This window comes from Halorubrum tropicale, from assembly GCF_001280455.1.
Taxonomy (GTDB): Archaea; Halobacteriota; Halobacteria; order Halobacteriales; family Haloferacaceae; genus Halorubrum; species Halorubrum tropicale.
On the sequence record NZ_LIST01000005.1, the window covers coordinates 164,755 to 188,825 of the forward strand.

Genomic DNA, 24,071 nt, shown 5'->3' on the forward strand with positions numbered 1-24,071 from the left:
CACTCGCGACGATTATCGCGCCCGGTAATTGCGCCTTTACTCCTAAGTACGCCGGTTCTATCGGTTCGCGTATCGAATGTTCAACGTAATTACCGCGCGCTACGGCCGACGGGTCGGGGCGGCCGTCCTCGGGACGCTCGCCGTGACGCTCGGGTTCGTCGCGCTCTTCGCGGCCCACGTCTCGGCGACGGGGACGGCGGAGGCGGCGACCGCCTCCCTGGTCGGGGTCGGCATCATCGTCACGCTGAACCTCGGCCTGCTGGGCATCGTGTTGATCGGAAACGTTGCGGTCGAGCTGCGGCGCCTGACCGAGACCGCGGAGGCGGTCGGCCGCGGCGAGTTCGACGCCAGCGCCACCTCCGACCGCGGCGACGAGATCGGGCGGCTCTTCGAGGCGTTCGACGAGACGCGGCGGTCGCTCCGGGACGCAGTCGCCGAGTCCGAGCGGGCCCAGTCCGAGGCGGAGGCGGCCCGCGAGGAGGCCGAGGAGCTGTCCGACACCCTCCTGACGCGCGCTGAGGAGATCGGCGGCGCCATGGAAGACGCCGCCGAGGGCGACCTCACGCGGCGGCTCGACGCCGACAGCGATGTCGACGCGATCGAGCGCATCACGGCCGCGTACAACGAGATGACGGGCGGGCTCTCGACGACGGTCGAGGACATCCAGGCGTTCGCGGGCGACGTGGAGGCCACGAGCGAGGAGATGGCCGCGGAGGCCGACGACGTGGCCGCGATGAACCAGGAGGTGGCCGCCGAGATGCGCGAGCTGGCCGACGAGCTGGACGCGCAGACCGAGCGGTTACGGGAGACGGCCAACGACACCGACGACTTCTCCGCGACCGTCGAGGAGATCGCCTCCACCACCGACGAGGTGGCCGGCGACGCGAGCGCCGCGGCGGAGCTGGGCGAGAAAGGCGAGGAGCGCGCGACCGAGGCGGTCGAAGCGATCGCGGCGATCGCCGACCTCCTTGAGGACCTCGACGACCTCGTCGCCGGGCTCGACGACCGGATGGACGGCGTCGCAGAGACGACCGACGTGATCGCCGACATCGCCGAGCAGACCAACATCCTCGCGCTGAACGCCTCGATCGAGGCGTCGCGGGCGGGCGGCGACGGCGACGGCTTCGCGGTCGTCGCCGACGAGGTGAAGGGGCTCGCCGAGGAGACCCGCGACTCCACCACGGAGATCGAGGCGACCATCGGCGAGGTGACCGACGACGTGTCGGCGGTCGCCGGCGAGATGGACCGGACGATGACGGAGCTCGACGAGACGACCGCGGCGGTCGAGGCCGCGGGCGAGGCGATCGAGGAGCTGACGGGGACCGTCGAGGACGTCGATGTCGCGATGGGCGACATCGCGCGGGCGACCGACGAGGGCGCCGAGGGGATCGAGTCGGTCGCGGCGCGCGTCGAGGCCGTCCACGGCTCCGCCACCGACGCCGCCGACCGCGCGCGGACGCTGGCAGAGACCGCCGACGACACGGCCGAGACGGTCGGCGACCTCGCGGAGACGGCGACCGCGCTCTCCGAGCGGACCGCCTCGCTCACCGAGCGGCTCGACCAGTTCGAGACGCGGGCCGAGGGCGCGGCGCCGAGCGCGACCCCCGCCGGCGCGTCCGGGTCGGCGACAGACCGCGGAACGGCGACCGAGGTCGGGACGGTGGCGGACGGCGGAACGGCGACGGACGGTGGAATGGCGACGAACGGCGAGACGACGGACGCCGCCGGCGACGCGGAGACGCCACCGAACGGCGCCGCCGGCGACGCGGGGGTGACCCGATGATCGAGCCGTCGACGGTGCGGTTCGTCTCCGCGAGCGTCTACGCCATCTCCGCGCTCGTGTTGTTGGGCCTGGCGCGCCGCAAGCCTGCGGCGCTGCGGCGCTACTGTTACCCGTTCGTCGCGGTCGTCGCGATCGCGGGCGTCGGCGTCGGGCTGTGGGGCGCCGGGGTCGGGACGTTCGCGGTCGCGAGCGGGACGCTGGAGGGCGGCCAGCTCCTCACCGACTACGTCGCCTACCCGTTCCTGTTCGGGTTCGCGGCGTTCGTCTCGGGAGCAGGCCAGCGCTACGTGGTCGGCGTGACCGCGCTCACCGTGACGATGCGGCTCGGCTACGACTTCGCGGAGGTGTTTGAGGGTCCGCTCGCGCTGGCCGGCACCGCAGCGATCCTCGTCGGGTACCTCGTCCTCCTCGGCGTGTTCTTCGGCCCGCTCTCGACGGCGGCCGCGCGGCAGCCGCCCGCCCGCGAGCTGTTCTTCAAGAAGACGCGGAACCTCTCGCTGTTCGCGTTCGGCGTGTTGATCGCGTGGGCGATGGTCAGCATCGCCGGCCTGCTCGATACGTTCACCGCGGCGGTCACGCTGGAGTACCTCGATCTGCTGCTCCGCGTCGGCTTCGCCGGCTTCGTGTTCGCGAACGTCGAGACGCTGGCGGCGGAGACGGAGTCCAGGGGGGACGCTGGAACTGATACCGGTGAGTCGGCGCCTCACACGGTGCCGGGAGCAGGCGTCGACTGAGGTGACGGGACCCGCAGTTCATAGAGAGTGATTCTTAAAAGATCGCCAACAAGATTAACGAGAGCGGATGCGTGGCTAGTGGATAACAATATTATAATTGCATGATAGTCAAAGACAACACGCTTAGGAGTGTGCATACTGACACGATTCGACAATATACAGTACTCAATAGCTCAAAGCACGTAAACAAGTCAGTGCGCTTAGTTTGGTCGCGTTAAGTCTGGCGTGGCGACGAAGATTTAACATTTTTTGTACACAATTAGAATAGATGACTGAATTATTAGCGTTCCAACAGGATATTTTGTACATACGCCCTTATGAAGTACATTGTTGGTGAGAACACTCCGGATTGATGAATTCGGTAGATCGATTCTTTTACCCTGTTTTATTCCCGTTCTGGTGAGTCCAGACACCGTGTAGAACTACGACAAGATCGCCCGACAGCTCGACACCAACAATGTTCTACGCAAGAGCGTAGGCTTTTTTCGGTACTGGGTATCACAGACCCGCATGAAGTCCACACGAAAGGCGCTTCGCGACGATGACATATTTAAAGACACCTACGAGCGCCTCAACTGTGTAGACTGTGAGAAGGTCCTGAAGACAACAACCGATTCAGAAGCTGTGTTTGATATTCGGACGTGTCCAGAATGTGGCACCGAGTACAAAGACCTTCGCTGACAAATGCTGGCGCTGTGAGTGGTGGTAATGCGGGAAACTGCATGGGAGCTCTCCGCTTTGGGACCCCCAAGGACACACCGTACGGCGATCGGTTGTGTATTATTTTCACAGCGTATTTTTTGGTAATATCTGGTTAAATCTTCTCATACCATTAGGCCGACTGGGCTGGTGTAACCCGTATGAGCATCCGAACCGCACTCACCATCGTGTGGCTTGGATCCCGGGATGGAATACACATTGAGTGTCGCCACTGCGGGACCACGTTGGAACGGCCGCGTTGTGACCAATCTCTCCGGTTATTTGTGGTATCTCTTTGAGCAAGTCGATCGTCATACGGTACGATGAATCGAGGTAAATTCGCAGACAGTGAAGCGAAACGAGTGCATAGTCGGCGAATCCGCCGCCACCGTCCGGGGCGGCAGATTCGCCTCCATCGCCAGTAACTCTTTGAGCAACCGGTACAACTTCCTCGATGAAGCAGAAGATTTGGGTGATGAACAACTGAAGCCTCCCGCTTCAACTCCTTTGATTTAGCGGCCCACCTCGCTGCTGTATGGCGATTCAACATAGCCGTTGAGTCGGCACTGATCAACGCCATTGTCGACGGGCTGTTTGTGGAGTGATCGAGGCGCAACGCTGCTGTCCGATCAGACTCCTAGCTTCAGTTGACACTCTCTTGTGAATGCTGTGTTAAGAGGGTGATTCTCGCACGCTCCTCACACAATAGGCTCCGCTCAGTCGAGTGCTAGGCGGGTACTCCCGACCCGGGTAACAGACCGCGCCGGGAGACCTTAGCCACACATGTCTTCAACACCGTGTGGCCTCACACACAGCCGTGGACTGCTCAGGCCTACTGCTGTGGATCGCAACCAGCACACCTAGTTGAGTTTGTCAGGATAAAAAACCTCCGAGAGGAGGTAATTGAACCCACGTCGGTTTGAGCTGTCTACCGGTGAAACGGTGGAACTCAGGCCTCCACCCCTTTGCCTTTCGATGAGTCAAGCTCTCCACGGGTTAAGCCGCTCGCTATCGCCTTGCTTACCTCTTAAGCGACATATGCCCATCTCCCCCGCGACCGCCGCCCGGCTCCGCTCTGCTGTGGTGCGAATCGGAATACAGTTCCCACAACCTGCGGTACGTCGTATATGAGCCGGAAGGAGGCCGCCGAACCGGTGCTCTCGCGGATGCCCGTCGTGGAGCGGCCCGCGGGGCACGTCCCGTTCAAGCGGAAGCTCACGTGGACGGCCGGAATCCTGATCGTCTATTTTTTCCTGACCAACTAGGGTGTCATAGAATATTTGCCACGACATTTATTTCGTGAACTCATAGTTGAATCAGCCGATAGGATATGCCTGCGTATCGAGCATCAATGGTCTGTGTGAGACGGTAGGTCTCCCGAAGCGTTTTGCATCTCGGTGAATTACCGGGAGATATGGCACGAGCTGATTCTCAGTACATCACAAAGCCGGTTAGTTGAGACGTCTGCTTGCTGAAGGTGTGTCTAATACCAAGCAAGCAGACAGTGAAATCCACGAGAACCAGCTTCTTAACTTCCTCGTCAACTCCCTTGAGGAGGAAGTCACCCTCACACTCGCTGAAAACGCAGAGATCGATGCTGAAGACATCTACGAGGTCCTCGCCGGCGCGTGCGCCGACGGGACCTCGGTCTCAACGCTCTGTGAGAAAAGYGAAGAYGCCCCCCACGAAAATTCGGTTCTCTACCATCTCCGCACCAAATTCGACCTTGAGACGCTTGAGCAAGTCGGAAACGCGCTCCTTCAGAAGGACGTTCTCGACGTCCTTCCCCAGCAGGTGGAGGTCGTTTCAGACCTCCACCTGCGGCCCTACTACGGCGACGAAGATGGGACAGACGGCCTGTACCACTCACAAGCGAAGCGTGGAACRACTGCGTTCCACGCCTACGCCACACTCTACGCGCGTGTGAAGAACAAACGCTACACGCTGGCGGTGCGCCGTCTCGAAGACGGCGACACYGCCAGCAGTGTCCTCGCAGAGTTTCTCGGTATCCTCGACRGCCTTGACCTCGAGGTCAAGGCCGTCTTTCTTGACCGCGAATTCTACGACAGCAARTGTTTGACGCTGCTTCAGGCACACAACCACGCCTACGTCATGCCGATCGTCCGCTGGGGACAGACGATCAAGCAAGAACTCTCGGAAGGCTGGAGTCGCGTGATTCAACACGACATGACGGCGAAACTCGACGGTCACAGCTGGACCGTCGAGTTTCCCGTCTACATCGACTGTACGTACCARAACGGACGGTACGACGAACATGGRGTGGCGCGTCACGGCTACGCCGCTGACGCGCCGTTCATCGACTCACCACGAGACGCYCGATACCACYACGCGAAACGCTTCGGTATCGAGGCCAGCTACCGACTCTCCGAGCAAAGTATTGCGACGACYTCGACACAAAAYCCGGTCGTACGGCTGCTGTACGTCGTGGTGAGCTTGTTGTTACAGAACGTCTGGCGGTATTTACACTGGGAATATGTGGCGACGCCCCGCCGTGGGGGGCGTCGCCTCTGGAAGTGGTCGTTCAAGGAGTTCATCAACATGATTCAACGGGCAGCGTGGACGGCCCTCGCGACGCGTCGGGCCGTCCCCGCAAACCGACCACCAGACGACCGGTTTACCCGCTAATCTCCGACCGGGCTAGCCTCCGCCAGGAGTGGCGACGCTGTCGCGTCGGCGGCAGCCGCCGCCGACAGCGACAGCTCTCCGTCGGTTCGTCGACAATCTTCTCGTCAAGACCACCCAGCACAACCGCTCCGCCACAGAACTCAGGCTTCAGAAACAGCTAGCTGAGGATGCTTTGTGAGGTACTGATTCTGGGAATTCGGACCCTCCTGAACGGGAAATCCGCTTAGTGAAGAACCCAGATGGCCAGTGGACGGCTCGTGATCTCCGTGTCGGCGTGACTGCTCAAGGTAAAAGCCGGGACGTAGCACTTGACAATCTTGATGCCGTCATTGAGGCGGTAGAAGGCGATGGCGGGCGGCCTCCAACCGACGAGGAGATACGTGACCTCGGTGTTGATCCTGAAGTCGCTCAATCACAGAGCGATGAGCTTCCCGATGTCTTATAGTAGCAATGGTGACGCGGGACTTTTCGGGTGAAGACGTGTACAAAGTGCTGGAGCGACCTGAAAGGTGTTCACTCGAAGGTACTACAGAAGGTCGTGCAACGGCTGTACGACAACCTCTCGACACTACGAGGGCGCAAAGAGAACGGCTACCGCGTCGGGACGCTCAAGTGGAAGGCACCGGGCGAGTACCGCAGTTTCACCTACAGTCAATCCGGCTTCAAGCTCAAGAACACGGGCGGTCGGACGCGACTGTGGCTCTCAAAACTCGGAGAAATCCCGCTCACCTTCCACCGCGACCTCCCCGACGACGCCGACATTAAGGCCGTCACGGTCAAGCAAGAACCTACCGGGAAGTGGTACGCCATTCTCGGCATCGAGACGCCCGACGACCCGCCGGAGAAGCCGGAGAATCCCGAGAACTGCGTGGGCATCGACGTGGGGATTCTCAAGTACGCCCACGACACGGACGGAACCGCCGTCGAATCCCTTGACCTCTCCGACGAACGCGAACGTTTGGAACGCGCACAGCACGACCTCTCGCGGAAACAGCACGGGTCGGACAATTGGGAGAAACAGCGTCGGGTCGTGGCAGAACGCCACGCCGAGTTGAAGAACAAGCGCCGCGACTTCCTTCACAAGCTCTCGAACTACTACGCTCGGGAGTACGACTTCGTGGCGGTTGAGGACTTGGACGCAAAGGGGTTGGTCGAACTACCGGGCAACTCGCGGAACCGGGCAGGTGCGGCGTGGGGAACATTCCTGCGGATGCTCAAATACAAGTGCGAACGCGAAGGAACGTACTTCGTTGCTGTGAATCCGCGCGGAACGACGAAAGAGTGTGCGTCCTGCGGCGTTTCGACCGAGAAACCGTTGTGGGTGCGCGAACACTCCTGCCCGGCGTGTGGGTTCGAGGCTGACAGAGACGCGAACGCGGCGTTGAATATTCTTTCTCGCGGTGTGAAGAAGCGGTTAGGAGCGGGACGCTCCGAATTAACGCCTGTGGAGACTGCGCTCCCTGTGTCCTCGGTTGTGGATGCAAAGCGCGTCGTGAAAACAGGAAGCTCCACCCTCAAGCGCGAGGGCGTCAGCCCGAGCGGTAGGGTGGGGTAGTTCACCGGTGAGATACGGCCAGATGTTCGGTTCGGTGATCGCGCTCAGTCCTCGCGGAATGTAATCGTTCAGCGTCGAGAAATATCAACGCTTCCGCGAATATCGCACGACGGGTTGACCCGTGGGGAGAGAACGTTCCGCTTGACAAGGCGGAACGCGATGACTCGCCTCGGGATGGGAGCGGTAGTGACACCGCCATGACTCACCGTGAGACGAGCGTACCAGCGCAGATGACGCTCACGGCGTTCCAAGAGCCGAAACCCTCTACCAGCGACGACTGACTGGTATTCCCCATGCGTGAGAAGCTTCGCCGTTTACGTCGAGGAGGATGTCACACTGCGGGCTGTGTGCCTGTTTCCAGCGCCCGGTTCAGCACACTTCAACGTGGACCGGCTCATCTTCAGAGTACGCACCTGTCAGCGATGGTCAGCAGGCGAGTCAGCGCGAACGGCGTACTCGCATGAAGAGAACGGTAACGCCGTGTGTGCGTCGGTAGGTCGAAAGTACACCGTGTTCTCAGGGACGATATCTATACGCTCACGTTTATATTAGTCACTGAGACGACGTATGGTATGAAAGATATTTTACTCCAACACAGCCTCTGGATCGGGATTGTATTTGCTGGGGTGCTCGCTGTGGCTCTTGTGTCGAAAACAATTATGAGATCGGAACTAAGCACATCGCCGCCGTCGCACTACCGCAAAACGGCGCGCGCAACGGTCAACCGTGTCCATGGCTATGACGACCTTACCGATCACCAGCAGGCGTTTCTCCGCGAGTGTGCTGCTGATTTTCTTCAACGCGGGTATGATCTCAACGCGCAGGTCGACCGGCTTGAGGTGACCACCTCAAACGGACCACGGGCGTGTCTCACAATCACTGAGGACGCCACAATCGAGATGCTGGCGTACGTCAAGCCGGACGGCTGGCAGCGGATCGACCCTGTCTCTGCTCCCGACACCGAGTCTACGCTCAAAGCAAAACAGAAGCGGCTTAATGAGCACTTTTAACTCCGTTCTGTTTCACGGCTATCCGCTGTCCGTCTGTGTCGCTTGTTCCGAAACGCAGCGGCAGTGTCGCTGGGACCGCCACAACCAGCCGCACAACACGCGGGATCACCTCTATCCGCTCTCGGACGCCGACACGACAGCCGCGGTCGACCGGAGCTGCGCGACGGATCTCTCCCGCGTTGTCGAATGAACCGTGCTGCCATGGGTCGACGACCGGGTCGGCGCGCCGTGGGAGTCGGACACGCGGTAGTTCCGCGGTGACGCCACGAATCGTCCGACGTCGATGTCGCGCTCGGGTTCCCGGACGACCTGTCCCCGACAGAACGGTTCCGTCAACGGAACCGGATTGACGCGGACCTCCAGAGTCACGCGGACGCCTTCGTCGACGTAAGCGACATCGACAGTCTTCCGCTCCCGATCGCGCACGCCACCCTCCAAGACGGGATTCAGGTGGTCGGAGACGACCGGGACCTCGAGACCTATCGCAAACGTGTTGAGGCCGAGTACGAGGAGACCGCCGCCGAGCGGGAACGGGACCGCCGAGCGTTCGTCGATCGGCTCGTGAAAGGAGACTCATGGCTGCGTGGGCCTGTGAGCCGAGTGTCGAACGTGTCTGTGAACTGTGCGGCGCTGTATCCCCTCCCTACTCACTCGCTTCGCTCGTTCGTCGAGGAAGGGGCCTTAGCGCCTACTTTCAGGTAAAGCCGTGGATTCGCTCGTATCGACGCCGTCACATCGTCCGACGACCGACTCGACATCGTCGCTTTGACCGGCACCGAACTCGAACTGGCGGTTGAGACCTGTACTCGTACGCTGATGTGATGCTTTTCACGCGGATCCCTCTCTCCTCGACGGTCGGCGCACCGTACTGTGGTCGGTTTCCGAGCGATTCCCCTAGAGACCCGGTCCGTACTGCTTTGAGACGTGCGGCCCAGCCGGTTGCAATGGCAACCACGGAGTCTCACACGACCAGCGCGATCCCACCACCGCCGACGATCGCCAGCGCACCGAGCGCGAAACACACCGTTGCGAACGGCACGCGCTCGACGACCCGCATCAAGGCGTCAATCGTCAGGTAACCGACGACGGCGCTCACGCCGAGTGCGACCGCCGCGGGCACTGGCGCGATCCCTGGCAGCCCGCCCACGCTCGCGAGGGTGAGGGCGGCCGCACCAACGGATGCGGGAATCGACAGCAGAAAGGAGAGCCGAAACGCGGTCGGCGGGTCGTAGCTGCGGAACAGTAGTGCGCTCGCGGTCACGCCTGACCGAGAGATGCCGGGGAGGATAGCGAACCCCTGTGCACTGCCGACGAGAATCGAATCGACGAGTGACGGGGTCTCGCGTCCACCCATGCTCACCGTGTCCGAGGCCCGCTGGAGGAACCCGGTGATCACGAGGAGCACGCCGATGACGGCGATGAAGACGCCCCCCGTGAGGTCGCTGACGAGATCCACGGCGAGAACGTAGAGTGGGATGCCGACGACCCCGGTGAACAGCGACGCCACGACGATGTACGTCGCGATCGCGTGGTCGCCATCGTACGCTGTCTCGGGCCGCCACCCGGGGAGTGTGTTGAGGATAGTCGCGATCTCATCACGGTAGTAGGCTGCGGCCGACAGCGTCGTGCCCAACTGGAGAAACAAGGCGAGTTGGACGGCGACCGCGGGATCCGTGCCGACGAGCGTGAGCACGAGCGAGAGGTTCCCCTGACTCGAGACGGGAAGCCACTCGACGACGCCCTGGACGATTCCAGCAAGTATCGCGACAAGCAGCTCCGTGGTGGTCACTACTCAACCCGGACACGGGCACTCACTTAAGCGGCCGGCTTTGAGCGGGTGAACCTGCAGCGGCTACTTGTCGTCTAAGTCGTCGCTTGGATCGTTACCGGGCGTGTGCTCTTCCTGCGGCTCAGGCGGTTCGAGCGCGGCGAGAAGGAGCCTGACTGGCCGAGTCTCGCGGAGTTCGGTCCAACTCCGTCGCTCGCGGGTGGCGAGGGCGCCGGTGATGAGTGTGACGGCCGTCAACGCGAGTCGGGTCGTACTGAGCGTGCCCGCGCCGACGCTCGCTACCCCCACGAGTGCGCCCGCAACGAGAAGTCCGAGGCCGGCGACGACCGCGGGCTGCTGGCGGGTGACCGTCGCGCCCGTCTGGACGGCCCCGGCGACCCGTGACTCTCTGACGGCAGGTGCGAGACGGTCGATGGCCGCGTCAAGAAGGCGAATGACCAAGCCGACTGTCCACGTCTCCCGGAGGTCTATCACGATCACGTCCGGGTCTGGTTCAGCAGTCAGCCACCGGTACAAATACGAGTCGCGGACCGCACCGGCGATCCACTGTCCTAGCCGGCCGAGTCGGGAGCCCTGGACCGCTCGTTGGACGGTGCTATCGCCCGGCAGCTCCTCCGAGTCGGCCGTGTTTTCCATCTGTGAGTTCATTGGCCTGTCACGCGTATGGGGGTTACGGCTCCGATGGGCCCTGGTGCGAGTGCGGTATCTGCTGGGTCTCTGATCAGCCTCCCACGCTGATGACGGTCGCCTCAATGACCACCGTCCCGAGATCGAGAGTCACGGTCGACCCCTGCCGAAGCTGCTCGCCCTTGAACGTGAGCCCACTTGGCGTTTCGCGGAGCTGTAGGTCGGCGGTGATGGTTACGTCGCGGTTGATCGGGTGATCGACAACATTGACGCTGCCGTTCTCGCCGGTGGTGATGATGAGCGACGGTTCCGTCTTCACGCTCGTAATCCGGGCCATCGTCGTGTCGCCGGTGCGTTCGACCATTCCCGGCTCAATGGCGTCTGCGAAGTCCTCGCGCACCTCGTCCATCCGAAGGGTGACCGTCCGAGTTGTCGTTGCACCGAGGCCAAACTCTCCGCCGACCTGTTCGATCTGGCTGTCAAGTGTGTACTCGCTTGCAGGGAGCGTTACTGTCTGCCCGCGTCGGACCGGCGTGCCCCCGAAGCGAAGCCGGTCCTGTTGGCGGTGGGCGGTGAGCGTCGCCGCAACGAGAAGTTGCCGGGTGGTCGGCTCCCCGGTGGCGTAGGAGGTCACGTTCTCGATTCGAGCCACTGTGCGGCCGCTCAGCCGGATTTCATCGCCCGGCGTGACAGTCGCGGCGGTGCCCGCATCGACGTGACTGGACAGCAGCACGCGCTGTTGGGTGGTCGCGAGCGCGTCGCTGTCGCCCACGTCACGAATCTGACCGTTGATCTGATAGCGGTCGGTGGTGATATCCAGTGTACGGCCGAGACGGGGTGGTGCACCACCATAGGTGAGACTGTCCTGACTGTTGAGTTCCCCTTCGAGGGCTACTCGGAGGATGACCCGCGTCTGATTGCCCTGCGGTGTGAGATGAACGTCCGTGATGCGGAGCGTGGACGCGCTGTCGGGGCTGTGGGTGTCACCCTCCTCGATTGCGTCAACGATGTACGGGGAGACGGTGCCGACATCAAGTGTCGCGTAGGTGGTGTCCGTCTCCGGTGCGGGTGCAGGACCGTCGGTGAGGACGAACGCGGCGCCCGCAACGACAACGGCAGCGATCAGCAGAACGACGAGCGCGTCGATGACGTTGACGGCCCCGAACAGCCGCCCCTCGTCGTCGATCAACTCCATGGAGATCCCTCCAAGCGCAACATTATCATCGACGACCGGCGCGCAGGTAAAAAGCGTACCCGTTCGCCGATCCGGCACGGGAGCCCGAATCCGCAGGCTTTTATCGGTCCTGCGAGACGACTCGGCCATAATGGGTCGCCTGCGGCTCCCGCTCGTGCCACGTGCGATCCGGCTGGCAGGGGTTCTCGCGGTTGCGGCGACGATCCTCTACTTCTCGGTGGTTACACCGCCCGGGAGTGGCATGATTCGAACCGGGCCGTTCGGCGTTCTCCCGTACAGCACATGGCTCCACGGGCTGGCGTACGCCGGCCTCGCGGTGACGCTTGCGTACGCGTTTCAGGATTCGGCGTGGCGCGACCGGACTGTGCTGGTCGTTGTGTTCCTCGTCGCCGTCGGGTATGGCGGGAGCATCGAGCTGCTCCAGTCGACGCTGGACGCGCGAACCGCCGATGTCGGCGACCTGCTTGTGAATGCAATCGGGGCGGCCGCCGCGGCCGTGTGTTGGCGGGTGCTCACGCGGTGGGTGCGGTTCTATCGTGTGCGGCGCGCAGCCGACTTTGAGACACCAGTGCGGTGACCGGCCTGCCTTTTCGCCTGAAGACAGAGGCTGTGGGCAAGATACGACTCAATCGGCGCATCTACGACCCAGAATCTCAACGGCGACGGGTACGAACTCGAGATCGATCGGGATGCGGTCGCAGCCGCCGACGACTCGGATCTCTGCGGTGTGCCCTCCGAGTTCCAAGTTAACGAGGTGTTCATCCGTGACGGTGGTGGCGGCGTTGCGCAAACCTCTGCGAACTCTGTGGCACTGGGTATCGGTGAGACCTACTCGACCAGCTAAGTAGCCACAAGTCTGCGGCCTCTCCTATGACAGCACGCGACCCCTTACGGTCGCGGCGTGGGCCCCGCCCGCGTGACGGCGGTTCGACTCCACCGGTGGGTTCCTCGGCGCGGTTTAAGTGTGGGAAGATGTCACGACAGTTTTCACTCGTCTCTGTCGCGGCCCACAGCTGTCTCAATTTTGATAATCTTGACGATGTATTATTATACTCTACTATACCAGCGATAGTACACAGACGAGTTTATTAGTGTACCATGACCTCACACATCACTCAACGCCTCCGAGAGATTACTTACAGGCACTTAGCAACTGCTTTGTGTGCTATGTGTCTCCTACTCCTACTCGTATATACCGGGGTTGGATCTGTAACGGCAGAGGGGACAACAGTCAACATGACTGTAGATAACGAAGACGCTACGGGTGGGGCTGAACTAGTCGTCTTTGAAGACCCAGAGACAAACATTACAGTCACGGCAAATACTCCGATAGATCTACTCGAAATTCGTGTTAATGGTGACATCTACCGTTCATACCGGCCAAACTCCACCCAGTTTGACCGCTCTCTTACACTTGAGTTAGACCCTAACGAGAACACTGTTGAGACAATTGTGAAAACGGACGGGATAACAACGATACAAACCGCCGTAACAAAGCATACCGCAGCGCCCCGTGTGCGATATACCTCGCCGTTCTCGACAACGATCAAAGGGGGGCCAAATAGCACAGTAAACGTGACGAGTGGACAGGTTACACTAGCTGGTGATCTCCATACGATGTTAGATGTTGAGCGGGTTCGAATTGAACGAACCACTGACTACGGACCCGGTGAAAATAGCTCTCAAGTCGACCGAAGAATCCATGGCATTTCGAATCCCGGGGATTCATTCTCGCAAGAACTGTTACTCGCAAACGGAACGAACGAGATTGTAGCGAAGTACACGGATAGTCGAGGCCGCACAAACACCGATCGGTTCTCGATCATTCTTGACGATGAAACTGACCCGCAGATTGAGTTCACAGCTGAAAATGAAAGCTACACTGACACCGCCCACGTTAGTGGAATAGTCCGAGATGAGACTAAACTCACGCGCGTTGAAATAAATCGGACCTCCAATAACGGGTCACAGGTACTGCTGCTGAGTGGAAACGCAAAGCCAAACCCAGATATGCTGAAATATGAATTTGATACGACAGTGGATTTATACGATGATAACGATGATAACGAGTTTCAAATCACAGCAGAAGATGCTGCTGGGAACATCCGGAATAGGACGCTTTCAATTCGGTATGATCCTGAGCCAGATGTGAGTGTTACAGAGGCGACTACTAATGTAGAAACAGAAACAGTCCGCGTTACCGGGACAGTTTCGGATGCAGAGATTGGTCAGGTTACGGTTGAGACAGTTGACACACGCACTGGTGAACGGATGGACCTCGTTCGACCGTATTACGCAGGGGGCTTTACTGATAAAGTGAATATTGATCAAGAGCTCAAAGCCTCTCCTGAGAATACACTGGTGTACGTGTTGGTCAAGTATCGTACTGGAGAGTATACAACAAAAATCACGCCAGACGTCCCAGATACACAACAGGACACAGACGCTGACACTGACACAGCGTCTGCCACTACCACAAACTCAACAAATTCTACGGAAACGAATACGACGACACAGAACGCACGCAGTGAGGACACAGGTAACAAAAGCGTTAGCGGTACAGATGGTCCCAGCGGGGACGGGTCACCATCGGACACTGGGTCAGAGTCTCCGACGCTTCTCCCAATTCGCACACGTGATGCTCTTGGTGGAATCGTTATTGTGGGAGGGACTTACCTACTTGGACATTGGGTTTGACATCCTCCCCGCGCTAAATCAAAGGGGTTGAAGCGGGAGACTTGAGTTGCTCATGGCGCAAATCTCCCACTTCAACGGGCAAGTTGTGCCGGTTGCTCAAAGAGTTACTGGTGATGGAGGCGAATCCGCCGCCACCGTCCGGGGCGGCGAATCCGCCGACTACACACTCGCTTCCCTCCATTGTCTCCGGATTTGCCTCGATACAGAGGGTGTCATAGAACAGTTCACATACCTCTGTATAGCGACCTGTATCAAGAGTGGCTCCAATTTCTGACGCTATTCTTCGAACTCATCTAGACAAATATTCTCTCGTGTCCCCTATGATAACAGTTCTATGACAACCTTACCGTCACTATACTGGTTGGAAATACGAAACCGCAATTCGATCGCTCTACGAGTAGACTGAGCTCAAGAAATTAATTCGCTGATGTCAGTCCTCAAGTCCGAAGTCAGCAAGTGAGTGCGTATGATGCCATACAGCGACCACCTCGTCAACATCGAATGTGAGGACGCCGTCTGTCAACTGAATCTTGATGACCCCGTCTTCGATCTCTGAATCGTGGAGATGCATCTCCAGCGGTTCATCAAACTCTGAAACTGCGAGCATTAGTTCACCCTTTTCTTCCAGCTCCGATTGGAGTTCCGCTGTTTCAACCACCATCGTACTACTGAATACGGGTTTAGAAAAAGTAAAGATTTGTTTCTTTCCTAAAAACCTATTTTCGTAGAAGATGTTAATTGTCTGGATACCACAAGACCACTATCGTTGGATCTATGCTGTTGGTCACGTTTGTTACGTCTCAATCGGCGTGTCAGATAAATTGAATCACCAAATTAATCGCTCTGAGGGCGTCATAGAACAGTTCACATACCCTCTGTAGGGCGATTCGTATCAATAGTGGCTCCAGTTTCCGACGCTATTCTTCGAACTCAACTAGACAAATACTCTCTTGTGCCCCCCATGATAACAGTTCTATGACACCCTCGCTATGACAAGCAATCGCTTCGTGAAAGTCTGCGTGAGTTCGGGATCAGACCGCTGATCAAGCACCGCATCTTCGCACCGTACGACCACGCACACAACGTCAGAATCGACGATAACCGCTACAATCAGCGCTCTAAGACCGAACTCGTGAGCTTAGCTTTCAAGCGCTCGCTCGGCTTCGCTGTATAAGCGTGGTCCTGGTTCGGTGAGTTCTGGGGAATCGCGCTGGTTCGGCTGCACCGTGGGCTTCCAACTCGAACGTCTGTGAACAGCACCCGCCCGTGAGACGCGACGCTTATTAGGATGTGCCTGACACGTTGTAGCGATGGATACCGGCTGGCAGTATCGGATCGCGAGCGTGGGGGGCGTCGCCGCGCTAGTCACGGTGGCGGTGATGCTCGTCAACAACGGCACCGTCCAAGCGGCCGTGTCAATGGTCCCTGTCATTGGGCGGCTACCCGTTGACCCGCCGGCGGGCGCAGAGTTCGTCATTGAGGTTGTACTGACCGTGACGGTGGTGGCGGGCGCATTCATTCCCCTGTACAAGCCGCGCCCGCGGCGGATCCTCGACATTATCGCGCTCGCGCACAAGCGTGTCTTTGTGGCCGTGTTCGCCTTAGCGACGATCGGCTACTTCGATTACACGTACAAGGTGCCGCGGCTAACATTAGTGTTGATCACGCCGATTCTACTCGTCATCCTGCCGGCGTGGTTCATCTGGCTGCGCCGCCCGGAGGCCCGCAGCGAGCGGGCGATTGTTGTTGGGGATGATCCTATCGAGATTTCGCGTGTCGCTGAGGCTGGGCGTGAAACAGATCTCGCGCTGCTTGGATATCTGTTTCCAACACGGCCACAAGGTCACTTGGGGGAGAACCACGGAGCAACAGACGCCGATATGATGTCCGCCGCAGATGGTGGCTACCGGATAGAGACTGGCCTTGATCAGTTGGGTGGCCTTTCTCGGCTTGAGGATGTGTTGGTCAACCACGACATTGACACCGTGATCCTCGCGTTTGGGGAGACAGACCGGGCTGAGTTCTTTGGCACGCTTGACGCCTGCTATGAGCACGGAGTCGCCGCAAAGGCCCACCGCAATGCTGCCGACGCTGTGCTGCTCGCAGAGGACGACCCGGGCGTGCTCGTTGATATTGACATCGAGCCGTGGGATATCCAAGATCATCTCGTCAAGCGAGCTTTCGATGTTGGGTTTGCGGGGATCGGACTGCTTGTGCTTTCTCCGGTGATTGTCGCTATCGCCATCGCGATCAAACTGGATGACGGCGGATCAATACTTTATGAGCAGGAGCGGACAGCCGTATTCGGTGAAACGTTTGACGTGTACAAGTTCCGCTCAATGGTCGAAAACGCTGAGTCGGCGACCGGCGTGAAGATCAGTGATGAGGACGAAGGAGGTGTTGACCCTCGAGTGACACGTGTTGGGCGGGTGCTCCGCCAAACACATCTCGACGAGATTCCACAGCTATGGGCAGTGTTATCGGGGAAAATGAGCGTTGTTGGGCCGCGGCCGGAGCGCCCTGAGATCGATGCCGACATTCAACACGGTGTCGATGACTGGCCGAAACGGTGGTTCGTAAAGCCCGGGCTCACCGGCCTCGCACAAATCAACGACGTGACGGGGAAGGAACCGGGCCGGAAGATCCGATACGATCTACAGTATATCAAACGACAGTCATTCAGCTTCGATATGAAGATCGTAATTCGGCAAATTTGGAAAGTACTCGCGGATACTATGCGTCTCGTTACAGAGAGCTCGAAGTAGACTACTGGATTACCGCCCTGTGTCATGTCCTACTGGAGCCTCGGAAATCGTGGTGGCTTGCAACGACCAATCACTGGCAGAGAAATCAAAAACCGACAGCACTTACAGTTGAGCTATAGAGACCTCTTATGAACACACCGACAGGTCAGTCGATACTTGTGACCGGTGGTGCCGGCTTTATCGGAAGTCACCTCGTCGAGACGCTGGTTACTGACAACGACGTCACCGTTCTCGATAATCTTTCGAGCGGCCGTCGCGAGTGGGTTGCTGACCAAGCGACTCTCATTGAAGCCGACATCCGAGATTCAGAGGCAGCGGAAGAGGCAGCCGCGGGAGCAGACCTCATTTTTCACGAAGCAGCAAACGTGAGCGTTGAACAATCCGTCGAGGAGCCGGTGGACAGCCACGAAGTAAACGTGGATGCGACGCTCCAGCTGCTTGAATGCGCTCGGAAGGAAGGTGCCCGATTTATTTACGCGTCAAGTGCGGCAGTATACGGAACTCCAGACTCGGTGCCAATTCGAGAAACGGACCCGAAGGCACCAGCGTCTCCATATGGATTAGAAAAGCTCACCGCTGAGGAGTATTGTCGGCTCTACAACGAGCTGTACGACGTAGAGACGATTATGCTTCGGTATTTCAATGCGTACGGACCGCGCCAGCGCGGTGGGCAGTACAGTGGTGTTATCGATGTCTTCCTCGGGCAAGCGCGTCGTGGAGAAGATATCACCGTTCACGGAGACGGCGAACAGACGCGTGACTTTGTCCACGTCGACGACGTCGTTGCCGCAAACTGCCTTGCCGCGGTGAACGGAACACCCGGAGAGGCGTACAATATCGGTACCGGGAAGAGTATTAGCATCAAAGCTCTCGCACAGCTGATCGTTGACACAGTTGAGTCAGATTCGCGTATCACCCACGTCGCAGCTCGTGACGGAGATATCGAGCGAAGTCGCCCATCAATACAGAAAGCTCGTGCTGAGTTGGGGTTCGAGCCCAGCCGATCGCTTGGGTCTGAGATTGAATCCCTCTGTTGAGGAATCGCTGCCCAGAAGAGAGGCAAGGCGGCCAGCGAGGTTGACCCAGCAGTAAGGTTTACGTGTTGCCTGAAGACGTCTTTCACGCCTGTGCGCTCCTTCGGCCGTCGGCCGATGGCGAGTTCCAGCTGAGCGAGGCCGTGGGGGTGTTGGTGCGGGCGGGCTACGAGGTGGCGACGGTTCGGGTGGGTGAGCGGGTGAACGTGAACACGTCGGAGGATATCGAGCGGGCGAGCGAGTTGGTGCGCGGAGAGAGAGTGGGACACAGAAAAACGAGTGTTGAATATCTCCAACCCCTTGTATATATATTTCCTTAGGGCATAGGAGATTCTATGTCGAACGAAACGGACGCTGCCGATCCGAACGCTCCCTCGATGACGCGAGGTGAGCGAATTCGTGCGGCCGCGCGAACGCTCCGAACGCCTCGAACCGCATCGTGGGTCGCCGACGAGACAGAAACCACGACGAAGACGGCCCAGAAGTACCTCGATCAGCTCGTCGAGGATAACGTTTTACAGAAGACCGACCGCGGGAACCAGACGCTCTACTGCGTCGATCAACTGATGGCGACCTATCGCGAAGTCGCGACCCTCCAGCGCGAGCACGACCGGGAAGAACTCGCCGACACCCTGGAGAGGATGCGGGCGCGGATCGCAGAGTGGGAAGCCGAGTACGACGTCGAGTCGCCGAGCGAGCTCCTTGCGAGTATCGCCGAGATCGATACCCCTGACGAGGCCGAGAGACGGCGTGCGATCGCCAGCGAGTGGGACCACCTCGCTGACCGGTTGCCGGTCGTGAAGGCAGCGCTCAAAGAGTACGATTGGGCGACCGATAGAGACGTGGTTCCGGTCTGAACGATGGGGTTGCCGGGAACGATCGACGCGTCCGTCTATACCGGGCTTCGTGACGTCTTAAATCGACATCCCAAAGTTACGACCGTTGGTTTTGCGCCGGACAGTATCTCGAAAGAATACATTCGGGCGAGTGTCGCTCCCGACCGGGTTGAGCCCCCTACTGGTCCAGAGTCCCCACTGCTCGAAGTGGAGTGGCGGTTTCGACGAGCGACGGAATCCTATCGAATCCACTACGCAGATCCGAACACGGGCTTCAACTGTGGGTGGCACCGCGACGAGGATCATCCGGATCTAGGTTCGGTACATTTTCAGTACGAACACCGGAACACGGGGGAATCCGATCGGATACGCGCAGAATTCACGAAATCTGTTCCGACAGAGATTCTGTGGACTGCGCTTCAGCGGTTGTTCGAAACGAAGATTCCAGCATACACGTCGGACCGATAGATGTTCGCCTGAGTAACGCCGCTTTTAGCATCGACAAAAAGGGCAGCTGGTCGTATCGAAACCGGATAGCGGACCGCTCTATGTCTCGGAGGAGCCGAACCAACGGATTGAGTGACTCGTGTGTGTACTGGCCGTGATATGGACGCGGTCATCCCGCTACCGGGCCAAGCAGTCGACTCGACGAGCTGACGGCGGACGGACCGAAGGGACTCGTCGACGTCGCGGGGCGACCTCTCTTCACGCACGTCTTCGAGACGGCGTCAAGGAAACAAACGTCGTGACTGAAGCGAGTGGACGAACAGCGTTACTAAGTAGCACGACGCCAGATCCAACGACATGAGCAGCATCGATCTCCCGTCGGACGTGTTGGACGCAATCGCGGCACCACCAGAGGATCGCGAACCGATCGTCCGGCAGGAACTCGCGGTGTCGCTGTACCGGGAGGAGTATTTGTCCTTCGGAAAGGCACGAGAGCTAGCCGGTCTTTCGAAGGCGGAGTTCCATCGGCTCCTCGGAGAACGCGGGGCGGAGCGACACTACACCGAGGGGGATCTCGCGCTTGACGTCGAGTACGCGCGAGAATGACGGTCGTCTCGAACACGTCGCCACTGTTGAATCTGGCACTCATCGAGCGGCTTCACCTGATCGACGCCCAGTTCGGTGAGGTGGTCGTTCCGGCGGCGGTCTGAAACGAGCTCACAGCCGGCTTTGACGGCCGTGACCGTATCGAAGCGTTCCGCGATCAGGGTGGGATTCGAGTCGTGTCGGCGGAGCCAACCGACCTCCGAATCGAGTTCGAGCGGGAACTCGATCGCGGAGAGGCCGCGGCCATCGCGTACGCCGTCGACGTCGACGCGGACCGAGTACTCATCGACGAGCGTGAAGGCCGGGCGACCGCTACGCGTCACGACGTACGTCGGCCAAGGGAGAGTACCAGCTGAGCGAGGCCGTGGGGTTGTTGGTGCGTGCGGGGTACGACGTGGCGATGGTTCGTGTCGGTGGACGTGTGAACGTCAACACGCCCGCGCACGTGGAGCGGGCGGCGGAGTTGGTGCGTGGGGAGTGAGAACGGTCGTTCCCACGGATCTCTCTCGACGGAAGGCCGGCATGAGATACGCCACGATCGGCCGGACCACGTGTTTCAAGTCGCTGCTCGGCCATTCCGTGGTATGGGAGTCGTTCGGGATCGCGAACACAGTGACGGCGCACCGACGATCGAGGGAACGGGAATTCGCGTCGAGGACATCGCTTCAGCGTACGAACACAGCGGGTACAGCCCTGACGAGATCACACAACTGTACCCCGATCTCAGCCTCGGCGACGTCCATCGAGCACTCGCGTACTACTACGACCACATCGACGACTTTCGGACCTCGTCTTCGGAGCCCGCCTCCGCATGACGCGGCCGCTGTACTGTGACGAGAGTATCTGGATCCCCGTCGCCGATGGTCTCAGTCGTCGCGGGTGGAGCGTTCACACCGCGAGAGACGAAGGAACGGTGGGAGAGTCCGACCGAGAACAGCTCCGGTACGCGGTCGAACACGACTGGATTCTGCTGACCTTCGACGACGATTTTCTCTCACTCGTCGAAGGGGAAGAGATGGAACACAGCGGAATGATATACGTCCGACAGGCCGGACGGCGGATCGGTGACGTTGTGAAAGTCGTCGACGAGCACCTACAGAACCGTTCGGAAGACGCTCCACCGGTCCAGTATCTGTGACGTCCATCTCGAAGGACCGGATCGGTGTGGGATCGGTCGTGTACTCGTGTGCCTGCTCCGGTTTCTTCGCGACGACCGCCTCGTCCACCAGCTAGACGTCTCCTTTCGCGAGCCGATCGATGAACTCGCGCCGGTCCCGTTTCCGATCGGCGGCAGTTCGCTCGTATTCGGCATCTATCCGTTCGCGGTAGGCGGCGATCGCTCGTTCGTCACCGACCAGCCGAACTCCTTCCTAGAGGGCTGCGCGTGTGATCGGAAGGGGAAGGTCCTGAATGTCGCTTACGGAGAATCGAGGTGAAGGGCGGGGTTTTAGCCTTACAACTTCCATAATTCTAGTGTCGCCGAATTATTTAGTTGATAGGGAGAATCACCGTGCGAAGGCCGCAACTCGGTGGGTTCACCGACGACCGACTGAAGGGGCTCGTCGACGTGGCGGGGCAACCCCTCCTCATGCACGTTTTTGATGGTTTTTTGTCATACCCCACGGCGTCAGCACAGTAGTTCACAGGCCAGCCAGCAGATCGCCCAAGAACCCACGAATTGAGTCGTTTTGAGGGGTTTTTACACAGAATATCCGATTAGGGGGTCAATTAGTGGGTTGTAACGTATATAGAACTTAGATGAGTGGGATATTGCTGAAAATCGCATGACGTAGGACCGTTACCGGGTTCAGATACGACTGATAATAGTAATAATAAGAACCAACTCACGACAGGTGTGAGTACCGTATCGACACCTCCCGGCACGGAGGCGCGTCTCCCCACAACCCCGGTGGACAGATCAGCATACTAGCCACTGAGAGTTCTACTGAGCGTCACGACTGCTCACTGCTACCGTTCCCATGGTTCGCAACTCACCGGACAGACAAAGTGCTGGGTACACCGAGCGTTGAGTAGCACCTATGTCAGCGACCACGGTTGTCGTCCCAGCGTACAACGAGGCAGGCCGGATTGGCACGACGGTTGCAGAACTCCCTGATGAGCACTCAGTGTTGGTGGTTGATGATGGCTCCACAGATGCCACTGTCTCGGAGGCTCGATCCGCAGGCGCAACTGTCGTCGAACAGCCACACAATAAGGGGTACATTGCCGCGTTGAAGCGAGGGTTTCGCGAAGCCAGCACCGACATCATCGTCACCTTCGATGCCGATGGAGAACACCGACCGGCTGACATCAAGAAACTCATCCAGCCGATCGCCGCCGACAAATTGGATCTCGTGTTGGGCGCGCGCTCAACAATCCCCCGACCGTCAGAACGACTGTTGAACAAGTTGACCCAACTTCGGCTTGACGTCCACGATTCGGGCACTGGCCTCAGGGCGCTTCGCCGATCGCTGGCCGTGGAACTTGCACTCGACACCACATGTACGTGTGGCACCTTCGTGTTGGAAGCCGCAGCACGCGGCGCACGAATCGGTGAGGTCCCAGTTGAAACGCGCCCCGTCCAGAAGCCGCGCGGGATTGCCTGGAAGCATGGGGCCCAGTTCTTTCACGTGCTTCGGTACCTGCTCGTTTCACAAAGCGCCTGATCAGGAGTTTGAGCTCTAGGAAAATCCCATTACCGAGGATCAGATTCGAGACTTCCGATGGTCACTGTGTCTCTCTCAACCACCTCATCCACTGGGGACTCGCATACGGTTTCTCCTCGCCAGGCGCTGGTTCGATCGCGGCGTGGACGGAGTGATCCCCTCTGTGAACAGACTCCGTCGTTGGTAGTTGGCTCCCACCCGGTTCCCGATCGGTCGGCTACTGTAGCTCTCCGACGAGGGCGGCAACCGCTTCGTCGACACGGTCGCTCTCCACCCGGCCCTGCCAGAAGTCGATATCCTTGATGTCGATCGATTGGACGCCCCATGGAACGATTCGACTCTCGTCGGGTGTCCCACCACGCAGCCAACTCTCCTCGGGAATTTCGATCAGCCCGTCCATCCAGGATTTCGTCGTCAACGTCAGCGCGATATACTGCTCGCCGTGGAACGGACGGGTTTCGTGATTGGCAAGAATGAGCCACGGTCGGGCATCATCTTCGTCTTTGAACGGGTCATCACCGTAGACTACGTCGCCCCGCTCAAAAATCGGGGTTGCGTTCTCGTCGGTCACTGCTCGCTTTCCACACTCGGATGTGGTTTGTCGGGGGCGTGTTCGCGCCACGACTTCTTGTCTTCGTCACCGAGTTGCTCATTGAACAGAGCGGTCGCCCGTTCGTAGCCGCTATACCCGCCTAGTCGATCGTTGTCGTCAGTTACGGCCCAGTACGTTGCCTTGTGGTCGACCAAATCCCGATCCTTCAGCCGCGAGAGCGCAGTGCTGACAGCGCCTTCGTCAATGCCGATCTGGGAGGCGATTTCCTGCGCTTTGAACGCACGATCGTCGTGGGCAGCGAGAAACCCGAGAACCTGATCCGGGACAGAAAGGTCTTCGAGTTCATCCTCGCTCGTGTTCTCGAAGGTGTCTCGGTCGATGGACATCTTAGACTAAGATACGCCACCCACTGTGAAGAGTGTTAAGACT

General features: G+C 59.3%; 27 protein-coding genes and 5 pseudogenes. 24 read left to right on the top strand and 8 right to left on the bottom strand.

Going from position 1 to position 24,071, the window contains the following annotated elements; translation table 11 throughout:
- The first annotated feature begins 76 nt into the window (after window positions 1–76).
- The 3 genes from AMR74_RS13105 (at window position 77) to AMR74_RS19175 (ending at window position 3,198) form a co-directional block, all read left to right on the top strand.
- Window positions 77–1,783: a methyl-accepting chemotaxis protein gene (locus AMR74_RS13105; RefSeq protein WP_053772507.1), complete on the top strand. Its 1,707-nt coding sequence runs from the start codon at window positions 77–79 to the stop codon at window positions 1,781–1,783.
- Window positions 1,780–2,517 (top strand): bacteriorhodopsin, encoded by a 738-nt coding sequence (locus AMR74_RS13110; protein ID WP_053772508.1) that lies wholly within the window; start codon window positions 1,780–1,782, stop codon window positions 2,515–2,517. Before AMR74_RS13105 ends, AMR74_RS13110 begins: the two co-directional genes overlap by 4 nt.
- A 510-nt stretch (window positions 2,518–3,027) precedes the next feature.
- Window positions 3,028–3,198, top strand: coding sequence for an HVO_0758 family zinc finger protein (locus AMR74_RS19175; protein ID WP_167551918.1), 171 nt, complete (start codon window positions 3,028–3,030; stop codon window positions 3,196–3,198).
- Window positions 3,199–3,468: 270 nt separating this feature from the next.
- Here AMR74_RS19175 and AMR74_RS17350 read toward each other — a convergent pair.
- Window positions 3,469–3,693, bottom strand: a pseudogene (locus tag AMR74_RS17350) (IS5/IS1182 family transposase); the annotation flags it as partial.
- Window positions 3,694–4,343: 650 nt separating this feature from the next.
- Between AMR74_RS17350 and AMR74_RS19180 the strand changes: the two are divergent.
- The 7 genes and pseudogenes from AMR74_RS19180 (at window position 4,344) to AMR74_RS19610 (ending at window position 9,129) form a co-directional block, all read left to right on the top strand.
- On the top strand, window positions 4,344–4,481 hold the full coding sequence (locus tag AMR74_RS19180) for a hypothetical protein (RefSeq protein ID WP_158293652.1): 138 nt from the start codon (window positions 4,344–4,346) through the stop codon (window positions 4,479–4,481).
- A gap of 214 nt (window positions 4,482–4,695) precedes the next feature.
- Window positions 4,696–5,862 carry an ISH3 family transposase gene (locus AMR74_RS13115; protein WP_053772509.1) on the top strand — a complete coding sequence of 389 codons (1,167 nt, stop codon included), beginning with the start codon at window positions 4,696–4,698 and terminating at the stop codon, window positions 5,860–5,862.
- 226 nt (window positions 5,863–6,088) lie between these two features.
- Window positions 6,089–6,307 (top strand): type II toxin-antitoxin system HicB family antitoxin, encoded by a 219-nt coding sequence (locus AMR74_RS20055; protein WP_449272041.1) that lies wholly within the window; start codon window positions 6,089–6,091, stop codon window positions 6,305–6,307.
- Window positions 6,308–6,349: 42 nt separating this feature from the next.
- Window positions 6,350–7,417 (top strand): annotated as a pseudogene (locus tag AMR74_RS13125) (RNA-guided endonuclease InsQ/TnpB family protein); the annotation flags it as partial.
- Window positions 7,418–7,497: 80 nt separating this feature from the next.
- Window positions 7,498–7,698: pseudogene (locus AMR74_RS19605) on the top strand (RNA-guided endonuclease TnpB family protein); the annotation flags it as partial.
- A gap of 291 nt (window positions 7,699–7,989) precedes the next feature.
- On the top strand, window positions 7,990–8,427 hold the full coding sequence (locus AMR74_RS13130) for a hypothetical protein (RefSeq protein ID WP_053772511.1): 438 nt from the start codon (window positions 7,990–7,992) through the stop codon (window positions 8,425–8,427).
- Between the two features lie 450 nt (window positions 8,428–8,877).
- Window positions 8,878–9,129, top strand: coding sequence for a hypothetical protein (locus tag AMR74_RS19610; RefSeq protein ID WP_240471168.1), 252 nt, complete (start codon window positions 8,878–8,880; stop codon window positions 9,127–9,129).
- Window positions 9,130–9,388: 259 nt separating this feature from the next.
- Here AMR74_RS19610 and AMR74_RS13140 read toward each other — a convergent pair whose 3' ends face one another.
- From AMR74_RS13140 to AMR74_RS13150, 3 genes are all read right to left on the bottom strand, one after another.
- Entirely contained in the window at window positions 9,389–10,216 is an 828-nt protein-coding gene (locus AMR74_RS13140) for an undecaprenyl-diphosphate phosphatase (protein ID WP_053772513.1), read from the bottom strand.
- 63 nt (window positions 10,217–10,279) lie between these two features.
- A complete protein-coding gene (locus AMR74_RS13145; RefSeq protein ID WP_053772514.1) occupies window positions 10,280–10,852 on the bottom strand; it encodes a hypothetical protein in 573 nt (190 codons plus the stop codon).
- Between the two features lie 85 nt (window positions 10,853–10,937).
- The gene (locus AMR74_RS13150; RefSeq protein ID WP_053772515.1) at window positions 10,938–12,038 is read right to left on the bottom strand and encodes a DUF4330 family protein; all 1,101 of its coding nucleotides are present in this window, start codon (window positions 12,036–12,038) and stop codon (window positions 10,938–10,940) included.
- 130 nt (window positions 12,039–12,168) lie between these two features.
- Between AMR74_RS13150 and AMR74_RS13155 the strand changes: the two genes are divergently transcribed.
- Window positions 12,169–12,615 carry a VanZ family protein gene (locus tag AMR74_RS13155; protein WP_053772516.1) on the top strand — a complete coding sequence of 149 codons (447 nt, stop codon included), beginning with the start codon at window positions 12,169–12,171 and terminating at the stop codon, window positions 12,613–12,615.
- Between the two features lie 48 nt (window positions 12,616–12,663).
- On the opposite strand, the gene AMR74_RS19190 is transcribed toward AMR74_RS13155, so the two are convergent.
- Window positions 12,664–12,828 (bottom strand): hypothetical protein, encoded by a 165-nt coding sequence (locus AMR74_RS19190; RefSeq protein ID WP_167551919.1) that lies wholly within the window; start codon window positions 12,826–12,828, stop codon window positions 12,664–12,666.
- A 377-nt stretch (window positions 12,829–13,205) separates the two neighbouring features.
- On the opposite strand from AMR74_RS19190, the gene AMR74_RS18580 reads away from it, so the two are divergent.
- On the top strand, window positions 13,206–14,735 hold the full coding sequence (locus AMR74_RS18580; RefSeq protein WP_167551920.1) for a hypothetical protein: 1,530 nt from the start codon (window positions 13,206–13,208) through the stop codon (window positions 14,733–14,735).
- Window positions 14,736–14,787: 52 nt separating this feature from the next.
- Window positions 14,788–14,940 (top strand): annotated as a pseudogene (locus tag AMR74_RS19615) (IS5/IS1182 family transposase); the annotation flags it as partial.
- A 225-nt stretch (window positions 14,941–15,165) separates the two neighbouring features.
- Here the strand turns inward: AMR74_RS19615 and AMR74_RS13160 are convergent.
- Window positions 15,166–15,396: a hypothetical protein gene (locus AMR74_RS13160; RefSeq protein WP_053772517.1), complete on the bottom strand. Its 231-nt coding sequence runs from the start codon at window positions 15,394–15,396 to the stop codon at window positions 15,166–15,168.
- A gap of 327 nt (window positions 15,397–15,723) precedes the next feature.
- On the opposite strand from AMR74_RS13160, the pseudogene AMR74_RS17380 reads away from it, so the two are divergent.
- The 11 genes and pseudogenes from AMR74_RS17380 to AMR74_RS17405 form a co-directional block, all read left to right on the top strand.
- A pseudogene (locus tag AMR74_RS17380) lies at window positions 15,724–15,906 on the top strand (IS5/IS1182 family transposase); the annotation flags it as partial.
- Window positions 15,907–16,045: 139 nt separating this feature from the next.
- Window positions 16,046–17,500 (top strand): sugar transferase, encoded by a 1,455-nt coding sequence (locus AMR74_RS13165; protein WP_053772518.1) that lies wholly within the window; start codon window positions 16,046–16,048, stop codon window positions 17,498–17,500.
- A gap of 128 nt (window positions 17,501–17,628) precedes the next feature.
- The gene (locus tag AMR74_RS17385; RefSeq protein WP_077152321.1) at window positions 17,629–18,537 is read left to right on the top strand and encodes an NAD-dependent epimerase/dehydratase family protein; all 909 of its coding nucleotides are present in this window, start codon (window positions 17,629–17,631) and stop codon (window positions 18,535–18,537) included.
- A 65-nt stretch (window positions 18,538–18,602) separates the two neighbouring features.
- Window positions 18,603–18,854 (top strand): hypothetical protein, encoded by a 252-nt coding sequence (locus AMR74_RS13175; RefSeq protein WP_240471169.1) that lies wholly within the window; start codon window positions 18,603–18,605, stop codon window positions 18,852–18,854.
- Window positions 18,855–18,911: 57 nt separating this feature from the next.
- On the top strand, window positions 18,912–19,391 hold the full coding sequence (locus tag AMR74_RS13180) for a DUF7342 family protein (RefSeq protein WP_053772565.1): 480 nt from the start codon (window positions 18,912–18,914) through the stop codon (window positions 19,389–19,391).
- Between the two features lie 783 nt (window positions 19,392–20,174).
- Window positions 20,175–20,423, top strand: a complete 249-nt coding sequence (locus tag AMR74_RS13185) for a UPF0175 family protein (protein ID WP_053772520.1) — start codon at window positions 20,175–20,177, stop codon at window positions 20,421–20,423.
- Between the two features lie 176 nt (window positions 20,424–20,599).
- A complete protein-coding gene (locus tag AMR74_RS19405; RefSeq protein WP_053772521.1) occupies window positions 20,600–20,779 on the top strand; it encodes a hypothetical protein in 180 nt (59 codons plus the stop codon).
- A 228-nt stretch (window positions 20,780–21,007) separates the two neighbouring features.
- The gene (locus AMR74_RS13195; protein WP_014556651.1) at window positions 21,008–21,238 is read left to right on the top strand and encodes a DUF433 domain-containing protein; all 231 of its coding nucleotides are present in this window, start codon (window positions 21,008–21,010) and stop codon (window positions 21,236–21,238) included.
- Window positions 21,235–21,561: a DUF5615 family PIN-like protein gene (locus AMR74_RS13200; RefSeq protein WP_053772522.1), complete on the top strand. Its 327-nt coding sequence runs from the start codon at window positions 21,235–21,237 to the stop codon at window positions 21,559–21,561. The genes AMR74_RS13195 and AMR74_RS13200 overlap by 4 nt, the downstream gene beginning before the upstream one ends.
- Before the next feature lie 46 nt (window positions 21,562–21,607).
- Window positions 21,608–21,859 carry a hypothetical protein gene (locus AMR74_RS19195; RefSeq protein ID WP_053772523.1) on the top strand — a complete coding sequence of 84 codons (252 nt, stop codon included), beginning with the start codon at window positions 21,608–21,610 and terminating at the stop codon, window positions 21,857–21,859.
- A gap of 603 nt (window positions 21,860–22,462) precedes the next feature.
- The gene (locus AMR74_RS17405; RefSeq protein WP_077152323.1) at window positions 22,463–23,089 is read left to right on the top strand and encodes a glycosyltransferase family 2 protein; all 627 of its coding nucleotides are present in this window, start codon (window positions 22,463–22,465) and stop codon (window positions 23,087–23,089) included.
- Between the two features lie 217 nt (window positions 23,090–23,306).
- On the opposite strand, the gene AMR74_RS13210 is transcribed toward AMR74_RS17405, so the two are convergent.
- Together AMR74_RS13210 and AMR74_RS13215 are read right to left on the bottom strand one after the other, a co-directional pair.
- Window positions 23,307–23,660, bottom strand: a complete 354-nt coding sequence (locus AMR74_RS13210) for a hypothetical protein (RefSeq protein ID WP_053772524.1) — start codon at window positions 23,658–23,660, stop codon at window positions 23,307–23,309.
- Window positions 23,657–24,028 carry a MarR family transcriptional regulator gene (locus AMR74_RS13215; protein ID WP_053772525.1) on the bottom strand — a complete coding sequence of 124 codons (372 nt, stop codon included), beginning with the start codon at window positions 24,026–24,028 and terminating at the stop codon, window positions 23,657–23,659. Before AMR74_RS13215 ends, AMR74_RS13210 begins: the two co-directional genes overlap by 4 nt.
- Window positions 24,029–24,071: the final 43 nt, after the last annotated feature.

Coding starts and splice junctions, on each gene's coding strand:
- AMR74_RS13105 (WP_053772507.1), top strand. CDS start 77: ATGTTCAACGTAATTACCGCGCGCTACGGCCGACGGGTCGGGGCGGCC.
- AMR74_RS13110 (WP_053772508.1), top strand. CDS start 1,780: ATGATCGAGCCGTCGACGGTGCGGTTCGTCTCCGCGAGCGTCTACGCC.
- AMR74_RS19175 (WP_167551918.1), top strand. CDS start 3,028: ATGAAGTCCACACGAAAGGCGCTTCGCGACGATGACATATTTAAAGAC.
- AMR74_RS19180 (WP_158293652.1), top strand. CDS start 4,344: ATGAGCCGGAAGGAGGCCGCCGAACCGGTGCTCTCGCGGATGCCCGTC.
- AMR74_RS13130 (WP_053772511.1), top strand. CDS start 7,990: ATGAAAGATATTTTACTCCAACACAGCCTCTGGATCGGGATTGTATTT.
- AMR74_RS13145 (WP_053772514.1), bottom strand. CDS start 10,852: ATGGAAAACACGGCCGACTCGGAGGAGCTGCCGGGCGATAGCACCGTC.
- AMR74_RS13150 (WP_053772515.1), bottom strand. CDS start 12,038: ATGGAGTTGATCGACGACGAGGGGCGGCTGTTCGGGGCCGTCAACGTC.
- AMR74_RS13155 (WP_053772516.1), top strand. CDS start 12,169: ATGGGTCGCCTGCGGCTCCCGCTCGTGCCACGTGCGATCCGGCTGGCA.
- AMR74_RS18580 (WP_167551920.1), top strand. CDS start 13,206: ATGTGTCTCCTACTCCTACTCGTATATACCGGGGTTGGATCTGTAACG.
- AMR74_RS13160 (WP_053772517.1), bottom strand. CDS start 15,396: ATGGTGGTTGAAACAGCGGAACTCCAATCGGAGCTGGAAGAAAAGGGT.
- AMR74_RS13165 (WP_053772518.1), top strand. CDS start 16,046: ATGGATACCGGCTGGCAGTATCGGATCGCGAGCGTGGGGGGCGTCGCC.
- AMR74_RS17385 (WP_077152321.1), top strand. CDS start 17,629: ATGAACACACCGACAGGTCAGTCGATACTTGTGACCGGTGGTGCCGGC.
- AMR74_RS13180 (WP_053772565.1), top strand. CDS start 18,912: ATGACGCGAGGTGAGCGAATTCGTGCGGCCGCGCGAACGCTCCGAACG.
- AMR74_RS13185 (WP_053772520.1), top strand. CDS start 20,175: ATGAGCAGCATCGATCTCCCGTCGGACGTGTTGGACGCAATCGCGGCA.
- AMR74_RS13195 (WP_014556651.1), top strand. CDS start 21,008: ATGGGAGTCGTTCGGGATCGCGAACACAGTGACGGCGCACCGACGATC.
- AMR74_RS13200 (WP_053772522.1), top strand. CDS start 21,235: ATGACGCGGCCGCTGTACTGTGACGAGAGTATCTGGATCCCCGTCGCC.
- AMR74_RS17405 (WP_077152323.1), top strand. CDS start 22,463: ATGTCAGCGACCACGGTTGTCGTCCCAGCGTACAACGAGGCAGGCCGG.
- AMR74_RS13215 (WP_053772525.1), bottom strand. CDS start 24,028: ATGTCCATCGACCGAGACACCTTCGAGAACACGAGCGAGGATGAACTC.